Source organism: Shewanella sp. DC2-4 (assembly GCF_013248875.1).
In the GTDB taxonomy this organism is placed as follows: domain Bacteria; phylum Pseudomonadota; class Gammaproteobacteria; order Enterobacterales; family Shewanellaceae; genus Shewanella; species Shewanella oncorhynchi.
Map to the genome: position 1 here is coordinate 2,895,169 of NZ_JABRVR010000002.1, position 12,827 is coordinate 2,907,995.

Consider the following 12,827-nt stretch of genomic DNA (forward strand, 5'->3'; position numbering starts at 1 on the left):
TGAATAAATACATTTTAAAATCAATGTAATCATAAAGTTAAAATATTCTCATTTTTGAAAAAATCTACAAGCTCATTTACTAAATTAGGGCTACTTATTCCGCTAAGATAGGCCTATATTTGATCAACTACCTTAGCATTAGTGTGGATATTGGGTCACACTGCAAGGCAATGTCGTTCACTAACAAGAAAGAGAAAACACAATGAAAATCGCCCTTTTCATCCCGTGTCTAGTCAATCAAATGATGCCAGAGGTCGCGATTGCCACCTTGGAATTATTAGAGAAACTCGGGCACCAAGTGATTCTACCCGCGGGTCAAACATGCTGTGGCCAGCCGATGACAAACTCGGGTTGCTTCGATGCAGCACGCAGTACCACCCTTAAATTGCTCAACGCCTTTAAAGGAGTGGAATGCGACGCTATTGTTTGCCCTGCCGCCTCTTGTTTAGTGGCCGCCAAAGAAAACTTCCACGAGTTTGATAGCAGCCCAGAAGCACAAGCTGTGATCAACAAACTCTATGAACTCACAGAGTTTTTACACGATATCGCGCCGATCCCCGCCTTTACCAAGCCCTTCGCGCACAAGGTAAGCCTGCAACTAAGTTGCCATGGCATTCGCATGTTAAGCCTTGCCACCCCAAGTGAGCAAATGGGGCCAAGATTCAACAAAGTCGAAGCTGTATTGGCCAATATTGCAGGCATAGACATAGTGTATCCAGACCGCCGTGACGAATGCTGCGGCTTTGGTGGCACCTTCGCCGTCGATGAAGGCGCAGTGTCAGCCAAAATGGGCAAAGACAAGGCCCAAGCCCACGCCGCAACGGGTGCTGAGTATGTGGTGGGTTTTGATCCCTCATGCCTGTTGCACCTCGATGGCATGATCCGCAGACAGCAATTGCCGATTGAAATTCGCCACATAGCGCAAGTGCTAAACGCCGCGATCTAGGAGACTCACCATGGCTTACAATCATAATCACGGAGCTAATGGATCCCAAGTCCATGCCCATAAAGCCGATATTTTTTGCCGCGACGAAACCCGTGTCGACTGGCATTCAAAAGCGCTATGGATGCTCAGAGAAAAACGCGACCGCGCCGCGGGTAGCATCCCAGAATGGGAACAACTGCGTCAGCTTGGCTCAGAAATTAAGCTCCACACGCTAACCCATCTTGCTCAATATCTTGAAACCTTTGAACAAAACTGTATCGCCAACGGCATACAAGTCCATTGGGCGAAAGATGGCGCAGAGCATAATCGTATCGTGCATGACATTTTATCCCGCCATAAAGTCAAAAAGTTGGTGAAGTCTAAGTCTATGCTGACCGAGGAATGTCACCTCAATCCGTACTTAGAACAACGTGGCATTGAGGTCATAGACACCGATTTAGGTGAGCGGATTATTCAGCTCGCCAAAATGCCACCATCACACATAGTCGTGCCTGCTATCCATATGAAAAAGGAAGAAGTCGGCGAACTCTTCCATGAGAAACTCGGCACTAAAGCAGGGGCAGCCGATCCCTTGTATTTAACCCGCGCCGCCCGTGCCCACCTGCGTGAACAGTTCCTTAGCGCCGATGCCGCGATGACAGGCGTGAACATGGCGATTGCCGATAAAGGCGCCGTGGTGGTCTGCACGAACGAAGGCAACGCCGACATGGGTGCTAACCTGCCTAAGTTGCAGTTGCATTCAATGGGCATCGACAAAGTGGTGCCCGATATCGATAGCGCAGCCGTCTTGCTACGCACACTGGCACGCAACGCCACAGGCCAACCTGTCACGACTTATAGCGCCTTTTACCGTGGCCCACAGCCCGAAGGTGAGATGCACATTATTATCGTCGACAATGGCCGCACTGAGATGCTCAAGGATAAAATCCTCGCAGAATCATTGAAGTGTATTCGTTGTGGTGGTTGCCTCAATACCTGTCCTGTGTATCGTCGCTCCGGCGGTTACAGCTACAACTACACCATCCCTGGCCCAATTGGTATCGCAGTGGGCGCTAAGATTGATGACACTAACTCGATTGCCTGGGCCTGTACCTTGTGTGGCAGCTGTACCTATATCTGCCCAACTAAGGTGCCGCTCGATAAGATTATTTTCCACCACAGACGCCTTAAGGCTGAAGCCGGAAAACTCCCCTATGGCAAAAACAGTTACATGCCATTAGTGGGTAAATTTATGGCAAGCGAAACCATGCTGAACTGCTCTATGAGTATGGCGAGAACTGCGCTGCGCATTCTACCGGGTAGTCTGTTAAAACCCTTTAGCGGTGCATGGGGTAAATACCGTGAACTGCCCGTTGCCCCGAACTCCAGCTTCGAAGCTTGGTTTAAGAAACACAGGAGCCTATAAGATGTCTAGTAAACTTGAAATTCTCAATGCGCTCAAACTGTCGGCCTTAACAAATCATCCTATGCCAAGCATAGATGTGACGCCAAGAGTCGAAAATCTCGTCGGCCAGTTCGAGACCAACCTCAATACTGTCGCGGGTACGCTGCATAAAGAAGGTGGCATCAAAGCCCTGCAAGCCAAAGTCGATGAACTTATCGCCCAAGGGTTACAGGTCATCTCCCTTGTAGAGGGTGTCACGGCAAACCGTGAAATGCCACCCACAGCCCACGAGCTCAAAAACATAGATTATGCAGTGATCCCAGGTGACATTGGCGTTGCCGAAAACGGTGCCATTTGGGTTAACAATAAGAATCTAGGCCACAGAGTGACACCTTTTATCTGTGAAAACCTGATCTTAGCCCTGCCAACGAATAAGATTGTGCCGACCCTACATCAGGCAGCTAAAGAAATCACGTTAGCCTCAGGTGAGTTCGGGGTGTTTATCGCAGGTCCATCAAAAACCGCCGATATCGAACAAGCCCTCGTCGTCGGCGCCCACGGCGCCTGCAGCTTGAACGTGTATTTGCTATAATGCCTCGAGATTTAATGTAACCAAGAAAATTCAAAGGTTATGGAATAATCGAAACACAAAAGCCGCCTTCATTAGCGGCTTTCTTATTGAGACTTCGCTGAATGATATTTGATTTGTAGGCTGATAAACCACTAACACTGCTTACCAATTAACGTTTATTGACAAGCAGTTTACAGGCTTGCCATGGCATTCACTCGCCGACTCTGTGAATAGAAACCGAGGGCTTTAAGCTTATGAACGAGAGCCATGGTCGTTCTCATGCATCCCTGCATTGCACGACATTCAGGCGTCCTGCCTATCAGATGGCGAACTGGCAGTTAAACGCGGATGTTGTTCAAGTCAATCCGTGGATGCAGGGCCGCCCCATCCAGCTCTTTGATGAACGGCGCCATCTCTGATATTTATCTGCGTACGTTAGTGAAAGCTTAAATATCAATTAAATATTAAGACATTGATTTACAGTGTGATATTGCTACGACCTAAGGTAATCGTTAGTAATAAGCTGGGGATCTTTATCAAGTCGCTTTAACCGCGTGCGATAGCGCACATACTGAGGATACCTTGATAGTATCCTCGACTCGGTTGATAGTATTCTCGACTATGTCCATGAGGCATTTATAGTAAAGGTGAGTAAATGAACGAGGTATTACTACAAATAAAGGCGCTCACCAATGGTGATCCTTTGTTGACGGCTGTCATTGTTGGAGTATTAACATTTACGTTAATTGGACTCGTAGGCTATATGCTAAAAGATGTCCCCGCGAAACTGTTAAGTTGGCTCAGTAGTCTGCTGTTTGTGCGGCTCACTATAGACGATAGTCATCAGGCGCGCACAGAGGTATTCAATAAACTGTCCTTTTTGATCAGTAATACTACTATTCCGTTTTTTTCACGCTCTATCTCTGAGGCTGTGTACTATGACTATAGTGTGAGTTACGACGGGCGTGTCAGTGTTAAGTCTATCGGCTACGGTATGCACCTGTTTAAATACGGTGGTTGTTTCATGTTGGCTACCCGATCTAAGGTCGATAGTACGATGGCATACGATACTATTACTGTAAGTGCACCATGGTGGGCAAAAGCTAAACTATATAGTTTTTTAGAACATACTCGTGGAGACATCTCTACCGAGCCGAAAGTGAATATTTTCGAAGAAACCGAATGGTGTCGCTACGGCACATTGAAATCATCGGGTTTTAGTGAATTAGTGCTAGATGAAGGGTTTAAGCAGGAGTTGATGAGGGAAGTTGATAACTTCGCAAGTAGGGGAAAATCGGTTGTAAGTAAGCTAACCATACTGTTACATGGCAAAACGGGTACAGGTAAGACGGGTATAGCGAGAGCCTTAGCTGTTGAGTATCATCGCGATCTATACATATTGAATCTATCGACTGTAAATGATGCCACTATTCATAAGGCGATTAGAAAGGTACCGCCCGGAGCTATGTTGTTAATAGAGGACTGTGACTGTGTAAAGGCTACGGTATCACGTACTGCTGAAAGTAATGCAGATAACCCACCACTCACTTTAGGTGGCGTTCTAAACGCGTTAGACGGAATCATTCCTCTTGATGACTGCCTTGTAATAATGACCACAAATCATCCTGATAATCTTGACCCAGCGTTGATACGTAAAGGTCGTGTAGATGTCAGTATTGAAGTACCACTTATCAGTGCAAAACACGTTAATGAGGACTACTTTGAACGTTTTGGCGCAGTTCTTAATAGAACTGAGCCATTGTTAGGTTGTGAAGTCTATGAACTCCATCGCAGAGCGAACTTAAGATATGGTGTGTGTTGTAAGCCAGTGTAGATGCTCTGGATTCAACAAACCATGAGGTCATGATAGCCATGAATAACAATAAACTGATCGTCTTCAATTAGTGGTAACTGGCCGAGTTGCTGTAATCTGATTTTTAATTCAGCAAGCAGAAATACATTGTCATCCGCCAAACCGGCGGGAAAAACGGTTTTCGCAATTCTAATCGCGTTAATGGATTTATAGCGAATACACCTTTGCACAAAAAGACAATCAGTAGCCATGATCTCGGATAACACTTGATTTGAAGCTTCATAATCGAGAGGAAAGTCCTCTTCACCGACCAACTGTAGTTGCAAATACACAGGACGAGAAGCTAACAGCGTCATACATTCGCGCCATTTAGTATTATTCATCATAGAACTCATAATGTTAAATTGCTTTTTTACCCCTGATGATTAACAAGTTACCTTTGGTGTTTAACAGCCCATATAGGGATTAAAAATGGTAGCGAATAAAGTAAGCCGCTTAAAGTAATGGGCTAGACGTAAACTCGTTTAGTACATCTTCTGAGGTTGACTCATATTCAACCACCAGTTTATGGGGTGTAAGCCGATACACCCTCACCTCAATATTCCCTCGCACAGCATAAATTAAAGCGCCGCCATAGGTTGTTTCAGGCCCAAGATCTCCTGCTGGAACTTGCTCGGCGGCGCCAATATACAGGCACCCTGACAATATTGTTAAGTTTGCAGAGAGATAATTCGAATTGAGCCCAGCCTCACCTAGCTTACGGAAAATTTCAACCTCATAACAGCCATCGGCGCCAAGTCCTACGAATAGCACATGACCTTGATTGATTTCCAAAATTTCGTCACTCGGCACAGACCACCAATCAGCCGTATCTTCACAGCGATGAGTTAATGCCGCGGGATCAAATATCGCCATTGTGGCGGTATCTGTGTCAAACCGAGTTGTTGTATAGGGTTTACTCATCATCCTTGCCCACTAACAGAAATGATTCTGACTACCTGTTTTATCCTTGATAACTCCAAACCTAAAATAGAAAAATCGCCATAATTTTAGGCCGTTACTACCACTTACTTACAACAATCCTTTACATAAAGGCTTTAGTGAACGCTTCCTTCGACTGGCGAATGTAGTTACGGGCGCTTTTGGCGTGCTGCTCCCACACGGCGCGATCGCTAGGATCAGTAAAGGGGTTTTGCTCGGCGGCAATTGAGCGCTCAAATTTGTCGTAGAAGGTCAGCATGGCCGAAGTGATCTGATTAAAACGTTCCTTGAACTCTTGAAATTCATCAATCTTCTCAGTGGTTTTAATCATGTACTGCACTAACTCTGCATTGCTGTTCGAAGCCAATAGCGCCTCAGCTTTAGCACTGATATTGGCACTCGCCTCGGCAATCACCAGCGCGCGTGCCTGCTCGTCTTTACTCATCACTCGGCTGTAATTTTCAGGTGTGCGGGCAATACTGGCATGCTGTAAGTAACTGCGCAGATGTTTGTCGAGATCCTTACGGAAATTATCTAAGTTCTTCTGCATACTGACTAAATCATTGTCAAGTGCAGTGACTTGTTGCAGTTCTTTTTCGATTTCAGACATAAACCGTTCGGCCTGCTGATAAATTTTCAGGCCATTTTCTTCAGCAAACTTTTTATCACTACGGCTTAAGTCACTGTTGTCATAATTAGAGCGATCAAAAGTCGCAGCTAAGAATGACTTAAAGGGTTCGGCAAAGGCGGAATACGCACCGGCACTAACCACGTTTAAGGTGGCAGTAGCCAAGTCACCAAAGGGTTTAACCATAGAGCCTAAACGCGCCTGTTGGAGAGGTGATGCCACACGTTTAGCGTCAGTTAAAACCGACCTAAAGGTGTTATATCCCATAGGGTTAGACATTTTATTGCGTTCAGACGTCGCCAACACAAAGGTGATACTTGAATAAATAGCATTCGAGTACTCGAGGTATTGTCTTTGGCTCTCTAGCTGGGCGGCATAATTTTTACCTAAAGTACGAAATGACTCAGACTGCACTTCGTAATTCTTGTCAGCTTTCAGCTTATCTAAAATCCCGCCGATAATTTTCTGCTCATTTTTTTGCAGGGCCATATCAAGGCGAATTTTACCTAAGCTCAAATCGTCCAAACTGATAGGGCCATTAATGGCCTCAATATCAAGACGGATATATTGGCGACTCGGATCATCAATAGACACTCGGTGTGCTAAATATTCGTTAGCCCCAGGGGTGATATCGATTAAAGCAACATGCTGCCACTGGGCATCGAGCTTTAATACCGGAGAGGTCAATACATTGATTCGATATTGGGTTTGAGTATTCTGGGTTTTGACCCAAAACTCTAATAGACCCGCTTCAGAAATAGGATACTTACTGACGATACTGCTATTGCCTTCGACGCAAAGCAGCGCACTTTCACCTGTGTGAGGTTCAGCGCCTTCAAATTGACAACCCATGATCCACGACCAAGGTTGAGATAAACGATTGCCTTCGAAGTCGCTGGCAAACACTAACTCATTCTCTTTGGCACTGGCATTAACTGTCGTTAACACGCCAAGCAACAGCATAGAAATGACTGCAGTGGTGCGCATAAGGGCCTCATAAAACATAAATTACTAAAATCAACGAGCGAGTCATTCGGCTCAATACCCAGTCATATCAACAATCAATCGACCCAAAAGCCTAAGCGAACTCAGTCTGTTAATTGAGGGCTATAGCCTCGGCTCAACAGCACACTTGGATAAGTCATTTTTGATTGCAGATTAAACCAGCGAAATGTACCAGAGGCCATCATCCCACGCTAGCCCTAAGTCATGTTTAACGACGAAAGATATGCAGGCAATTACAATCGGGGCCATTAATCGCCCCAATTGTAAAATTTACGTAAAACTAAACACTTATGCCACAGCTACAGGTTACTTGCCTCGCCCCTTGTCTTCTCAATATATCAGGCGAAACCAATACAACCCAAAGCAAGGATTAATGCAGACGTGCCTCGACTCGCTTCATGGCGTAAAACATCCATATCGTCAAGATAGTGCTACAGGTCGCGAGCGACACCCACACACCAATCACGCCGAACGCCCATGCAAAGCAGTAGATGATCGCAGCGATAAGAATAAGCTTAGCGCCCGTCAGCATAGAAGCTTGTTTCGAACAGTTAATAGCTTGGAAGAAACTCGCACCGACTAAGATTAAGCCTTCCATAGGCAAGCCCCAAAAATACCAGCGCATACCTTCAATCGCCACTGGTGTTAAATTCGGATTATCACCGGCAAACAAATACACTAACCATTCAGGGCGAGAATAAATCAGCGCTAAACCTAAAGCTGCGGTGAGTAACGTCATACCAAAGGCAATATTGCGCGCTTGTTTAACCCTATCGAAACGCCCAGCTCCCGCGTTGAAGCTATAAATAGGTTGAGTTCCAAGCGCAATGCCCTCAAAAATCAGATAGAAAAACGCTTCGGTGTAACTCACCACACCATAGGCGGCCACATGTAATGGGCCGCCAACCCACAAAAAAGCCGTATTATGCAGGGTTAACACTATCGACAAATAGAGATTCATCAAAAAGCTGGGGAAACCAACGCGGGCTATATTAAGGCAATTATCGAGCTTGAGCTTCATCTGCTCAAAAGTGATTTTAAGCTGAGTGTGCGGACTGAAAAAATGCTGCAAACACAAAAGCCCCGTTACCGCCTGCGACAACATAGTCGCAATCGCTGCACCTGCTAAACCAAAGGGGAAAACCACAATAAACAGCCAGTCTAAGAAAGTGTTTAATACACCACCCAAAATCAGCACCCAAGTCACCATGGATGGCCTGCCATCATTACGCAGCAGTGTGGTGAAGGTCATTGAAATTATGGGAAAATGACACAGTGCAAAATACCAGAATAAGTATTCATTAGCGTTTTCGAGCATCTCCCCTTGCGCCCCGAGAGCAACCAAAATATCTCGCGAGAATATCCCACCAACAAGGGCAAAAAAGCATCCCGTTAATAAACATAACGTAAAGGCATTACCCAGTAGTTTACGGGCCTTGACTACATTACCTTGGCCAAGATTGATTGACACTAATGCCGCGCTACCCATACCTATCATGGCGCCAATAGCGTATAAAATCGCGCCTACAGGGTAAGCTAGCATCATCCCCGCCAGCCCTGTTTCACCTAAATAGTGGCCAACAAAGATGCCATCAATTGTCACATATACGCCCGTGACCAACATAGAGGCTATGGTGGGTATGGTATAGCGCCAAAAAAGCTTCGCAATCGGCTCCTCGAGCAAGCTCATATCCGCAGGAGCATGATTAGATGTTGTTGCTGTCATTAGCGTTTCTCACAAAAAGGGGGGGCTAGAGTCGTATCTATTTAGAAAAATGATCGGGTGAACAAAAATGCGACAATGGATTGTACCTAAAAATAGCGAGAACTCAAAGCATGTTCATTATGAATAATTAACAATAAAGATTAATCATCACAATGACTTAAGCAGAAACAGTCCAATTTCAGCCAAATGACAAACTCAGTACAGTTCAATAACAGATGTGGGTTAATTCATCATTTTCTGCTACTTTTTTGGTGTTTAAGGCCGAATTAGGTAAAGTATCCGTTCAAGCAAGCCCATTAACGTATTTAAGCAAGATGAAATCATTAACTTCATAAATTTAAGCTTTTGATAATTAATGGGTTAAATAGAAATAAATTCAATAACAATAATAAGGGAAGGACATGAGTCAGAATAGTCCAAATGCAGGCAACGATCTGCGAGAAGTCAAACAGCTCGGCATGTGGGCCTCCATTACTAGCTTAGGTTATGTGTTTTGGTTAGTTGGCGGTATGGAGTTAGTCGAGCGTATCGCCTACTACGGTGTTAAAGCCAGTGCAGGACTGTACGCTAAAGCGCCAGAGTCTGCGGGCGGCCTTGGGATCAGCCTGAGTGACTACGGCATTATTATTTCCCTCTGGGCGATCATGCAAACCTTTGTGCCCGTGTTCACCGGTGGCATGTCTGACCGAGTGGGCTACAAAGAAACCATCTTCGGCTCCACCATCATTAAAATCTTTGGCTATCTCGTCATGGCATTCTTCCCCAGCTTTTGGGGCTTCCTTGTCGGTGCATTACTCCTTGCCATAGGCACAGGGATATTTAAACCGGGCATTCAAGGCACCTTAGTGCTGTCCACTAATCGCAATAACACTTCAATGGCTTGGGGCATTTTTTACCAAGTCGTAAACATTGGCGGTTTCCTCGGGCCTTTGGTTGCCGTGCATATGCGCCAATTGTCGTGGGACAATGTATTTTTCGCCTGCGCCGCGATTATCTCACTCAACTTCTTATTCTTACTCACCTATACCGAGCCAGGTAAAGCCGAGCGACTGGAACGCAATAAGCAAATAAAATCGGGTGAAGTCGAACAAGAATCCCTGTGGCGTGATGCTTGGCGCGAGTTGAAAAAGCCGATTGTAATCTACTATATGCTCGTTTTTTCAGGATTTTGGTTCTTGTTCAATGCCCTATTCGATGTGCTGCCTATCCATATTTCCGAATGGGTCGATACCAGCGTAATCGTCACCTCTCTCTTTGGCAGCGAAGGCACCAGTAACGGCATTCTACAATTTTGGCTTGGCCTCAATAACGAAGGCACTAAGGTGATGCCCGAAGGCATGTTAAACCTCAATGCGGGCCTGATCATGACCTGCTGTTTTATCGTCGCGGCGCTGACGGCTAAATACCGTATTACTACCGCTATGTTTATTGGTTGTTTGCTGAGTATTTTAGCTTTTGTGTTTATCGGTGCTTTCCATGCGGCATGGTTTATCGTATTCGCGATTGCCATGTTCTCCATTGGCGAAATGATGATTAGCCCGAAGAAAAACGAGTTTATGGGTAATATTGCTCCCGAAGGCAAAAAAGCCATGTACTTAGGATTTGTGATGTTGCCCCAAGGGATCGGCTGGGGATTAGAAGGCTACTTTGGCCCTAAACTCTATGAGATTTATGCATCAAAGGAATTGTTTTCGCGGGATTTATTGCTAGAGCGCGGCATGAACAGCACTGAGGTCAGCGCCATTCCCCAAGGTGAAGCCTTTACTACTTTGGTGAGTTACACAGGTGAAAACGCACACGATCTCACTCAATTGCTGTACCACAGCCATAACATTGGCATGGCGTGGTACATCATAGCCGCCATAGGGACTATCTCAGCGGTAGGAATTTACATCTATGGTAAGTGGTTACTCACACTACAAAGAGCCCAGCAAGCCGCATAAGTGAAACTCGCTGACCTCATTCTGGGCAAGGACGACAAAGACAAGATAAGGGCTAGATGATGGCAAGGTGAGGAGCAATCCTCATCTTATCTTGTCAGCATCAGAAAGATCTTGTCAGCAACTCGAGCGTAAATTGTTCGGGCGAAAGCAATAGGCCTAAGCTCTCGATTTGCGCATTTAGACGATTAAGATCTTGAGTCAGTGCCGGTAAGGTCAGCGTATTATCATCGAGTACATACACTTGTCTTAAACTGGTGTAATAAAAAAGCAATATAATCAAAGCATTCACATCATTTTGCGCCGCAGCGGCTTTAATCTTTATCAACTTGCGATAGATACGATTATGGAGCTGCTTCAATTGCCACACATAATAAATTTCACTGAAAAAAGGTCGGTCTTTTAAGTTGTAAATCACGGCGCTACACAGACTCAAACTGAAAATCACGCCTAAGAGATTCAAGTGAAAATTACCTGTTGGCTCACCTGGCACTGGCGTCACCCCAAACAGCGCAATGAGTCCAGTACCAAAAATCAGTGATAACACGACTAAGCTAACAACTAGAATCACAATGAATAAATTCATATTTTTACGATACAAGGTTTTATCTATTTCCTGCTGCTTCATAACATCCCGCTCAAATAAACCGCCCAGCATTGGCGTATAAATCAATGAATGGCAGAGCATACCGCAATCCCCTTTATTCGGCCTTAACTGATTTAAACGCATAAGGAAAATACATTTCTCCACCCCATCAGTGAATGATACAAACTGAAACCTTATAAGCGTAACTAAGCTGACTGAGGGATAGGATGACGTATCGATTGAAGATCAACGGCTTAATGCCCTTACGATTAATCTTCCATTTATTTCAAAACATTAAAATGTTAACGTGCAATCAAATCTGGGTAAAATTTGCTAACCTTAACCCTAGTGAATTGCATAACGATATCGCCGCTTTTACGAGAGACAGTGTTCTAACCTCCCGCATTCAAACCACACAAGGAATGCCATGATACTCAGCAAAGGCTTTGCACAAGTCGTCCTTTTGGCGCTCAGCAGCCTTTGCTTGACTGCACAGGCCAAAGACCTGCTCGCAGTGGGTTCGAGTTTCAGCCAAATTTTTGAACTACAAGCCAATGGAGAATATACAGGCTTAGGTGTCGATATTTTGAATCGCTTCGCCCAGCAGCAAAGTGTGAACATTCACTATCAAATTACCCCATGGCGCCGCGCTATCTCTATGGTTGAACGTGGCCAAGCGGATATTCTTATTGGTCCCTACGATACCCCAGAGCGTAATGCCAACTTGGTTTTTGCGGCGAAGGCATTTTACCGCGATGATATGGTGTTTTATGCTCGGGCAGACAATGAAATAGTGTGGAATGGCGACTATGCCAGTATCAAAACGCAACGGATTGGAAAAATGCAGGGCTGGAGTTATGGCACAAGGTTTACTGAACAAACTAAATCATTAAATATCAATGAATTTGTCGATATTAAAAGTGGCATAGAACGGCTTTCGCGGGGTGATTTAGATTTACTCGCCACCAATAGTCGCAATACAAATGCTGTGCTCGCCCAAATCAAAATCCCTAAAGCAATTACGCCAATCATGCCGATAATCGATGTGCGAGACGGCTTTATGGCTTTTCCGAAACAAGCTAAATTTGATCCGCTAAGAACTCGTTTTGACAGCTTCTTCGAGGAGATGATCCAAAATGGCACACTCACAACACTCGGCCAAAAATACCGCGTGACCTTGCCTTACTGATCCAACCTTATTATTCCCGTTAAATCTGACCCTCTTGGCGATACTCACACCTGTAATA

The 12,827-nt window shown here is 45.1% G+C and carries 11 protein-coding genes; 6 read left to right on the forward strand and 5 right to left on the reverse strand.

The window, feature by feature from the left end; genetic code table 11:
* Positions 1-202: 202 nt before the first annotated feature.
* The 4 genes from HQQ92_RS13415 to HQQ92_RS13430 all read left to right on the forward strand — a co-directional run bounded on the left by HQQ92_RS13415 (position 203) and on the right by HQQ92_RS13430 (position 4,735).
* Positions 203-946 (forward strand): (Fe-S)-binding protein, encoded by a 744-nt coding sequence (locus HQQ92_RS13415; protein ID WP_173245993.1) that lies wholly within the window; start codon positions 203-205, stop codon positions 944-946.
* A gap of 10 nt (positions 947-956) precedes the next feature.
* The gene (locus HQQ92_RS13420) at positions 957-2,351 is read left to right on the forward strand and encodes a lactate utilization protein B (RefSeq protein ID WP_173245996.1); all 1,395 of its coding nucleotides are present in this window, start codon (positions 957-959) and stop codon (positions 2,349-2,351) included.
* A gap of 1 nt (position 2,352) precedes the next feature.
* Positions 2,353-2,922, forward strand: a complete 570-nt coding sequence (locus HQQ92_RS13425; RefSeq protein ID WP_028760696.1) for an LUD domain-containing protein — start codon at positions 2,353-2,355, stop codon at positions 2,920-2,922.
* A gap of 634 nt (positions 2,923-3,556) precedes the next feature.
* Entirely contained in the window at positions 3,557-4,735 is a 1,179-nt protein-coding gene (locus tag HQQ92_RS13430; protein WP_173245999.1) for an AAA family ATPase, read from the forward strand.
* Positions 4,736-4,746: 11 nt separating this feature from the next.
* On the opposite strand, the gene HQQ92_RS13435 is transcribed toward HQQ92_RS13430, so the two are convergent.
* The 4 genes from HQQ92_RS13435 to HQQ92_RS13450 all read right to left on the reverse strand — a co-directional run bounded on the left by HQQ92_RS13435 (position 4,747) and on the right by HQQ92_RS13450 (position 9,054).
* Positions 4,747-5,100 (reverse strand): hypothetical protein, encoded by a 354-nt coding sequence (locus HQQ92_RS13435; RefSeq protein WP_242068336.1) that lies wholly within the window; start codon positions 5,098-5,100, stop codon positions 4,747-4,749.
* A 109-nt stretch (positions 5,101-5,209) separates the two neighbouring features.
* Positions 5,210-5,677: a DUF6386 family protein gene (locus tag HQQ92_RS13440; protein ID WP_242068337.1), complete on the reverse strand. Its 468-nt coding sequence runs from the start codon at positions 5,675-5,677 to the stop codon at positions 5,210-5,212.
* 121 nt (positions 5,678-5,798) lie between these two features.
* On the reverse strand, positions 5,799-7,310 hold the full coding sequence (locus HQQ92_RS13445) for a hypothetical protein (RefSeq protein WP_113941018.1): 1,512 nt from the start codon (positions 7,308-7,310) through the stop codon (positions 5,799-5,801).
* Between the two features lie 388 nt (positions 7,311-7,698).
* Entirely contained in the window at positions 7,699-9,054 is a 1,356-nt protein-coding gene (locus HQQ92_RS13450) for an MATE family efflux transporter (protein ID WP_105249778.1), read from the reverse strand.
* Between the two features lie 401 nt (positions 9,055-9,455).
* Here HQQ92_RS13450 and HQQ92_RS13455 point away from each other — a divergent pair, with 401 nt between their 5' ends.
* Entirely contained in the window at positions 9,456-10,997 is a 1,542-nt protein-coding gene (locus tag HQQ92_RS13455; RefSeq protein WP_028760700.1) for an MFS transporter, read from the forward strand.
* 100 nt (positions 10,998-11,097) lie between these two features.
* On the opposite strand, the gene HQQ92_RS13460 is transcribed toward HQQ92_RS13455, so the two are convergent.
* On the reverse strand, positions 11,098-11,622 hold the full coding sequence (locus HQQ92_RS13460; RefSeq protein WP_173248668.1) for a DUF3087 domain-containing protein: 525 nt from the start codon (positions 11,620-11,622) through the stop codon (positions 11,098-11,100).
* Positions 11,623-12,007: 385 nt separating this feature from the next.
* Between HQQ92_RS13460 and HQQ92_RS13465 the strand changes: the two genes are divergently transcribed.
* Positions 12,008-12,769 carry an ABC transporter substrate-binding protein gene (locus tag HQQ92_RS13465; RefSeq protein WP_168823321.1) on the forward strand — a complete coding sequence of 254 codons (762 nt, stop codon included), beginning with the start codon at positions 12,008-12,010 and terminating at the stop codon, positions 12,767-12,769.
* The last annotated feature ends 58 nt before the right edge of the window (positions 12,770-12,827 follow it).